This is a genomic window from Nocardia sp. BSTN01 (assembly GCF_015354405.1).
In the GTDB taxonomy this organism is placed as follows: domain Bacteria; phylum Actinomycetota; class Actinomycetes; order Mycobacteriales; family Mycobacteriaceae; genus Nocardia.
In genome coordinates, this window is sequence record NZ_JADKYP010000174.1 from 1 (window position 1) to 730 (window position 730).

Below are 730 nucleotides of genomic sequence, written 5' to 3' on the forward strand. Positions count from 1 at the left end.
CGGATTTCATCCCGACCGGAGACGTTGCCGTGACATCTGAGCCCGCCCGACGAACCCGCACCGGGGGCGGCCGCCGCCGAGTACCGCGCCATACGCTCAGCGCCGAGGCGATCGTGGACGCCGCGCTGCGCATACTCGACGACACCGACTGCGAGGGCGTCTCCATGCGTGCCCTCGCCGCCGAACTGGGCGTCGGCACGATGACGCTCTACACCTACTTCCGCAGCAAGGACGAACTGCTGCAGGCCGCGCGCGACCAGGTGCTCGACAGCTTCCATCCCCCGGCCGTCTCCGGCGACTGGGCCGACCGCGTGCGGGCCTGCTGCCAGGCGCTCTACCGGCTGCTCGTGGAACGCCCGGCGGTACTTCGGGTACTCGCGGTGAAACCCGACGGCGACGGCGACTTCGCCGATACCGCCACGGCCGCCCTGGAATTGGTGCTCTCCCAGTTACGGGCCGCCGGGCTCGGCCGGCAGGAGACCGCCCGCGGCTACGTGGTACTGCTGCAGTACACCTTCGGCTCGGCGCTGCGCCACGTGTTCGCTCCGGTGCGGCGCGACGGCGAGAACATTCCCAGTCGCTTGCAGATGCTGGATCCGGTGGCCCATCCGACGATCGCCGATCTGATGCCGGAACTGGTGATCACACACGGCGGCGGGGAGGAGCAATATCTGTACGGCCTGGACCTCATCCTCGACGGGTTGCGCAAGGCCGCCGCGGCGGCCCACTA

1 protein-coding gene is annotated in these 730 nt (G+C 69.7%); it reads left to right on the top strand.

All coding sequences use genetic code 11. From position 1 onward, the window contains the following. Window positions 1–29: 29 nt before the first annotated feature. The coding region (locus tag IRT45_RS36400) for a TetR family transcriptional regulator (protein ID WP_194810276.1) at window positions 30–730 on the top strand (701 nt) is incomplete at its 3' end.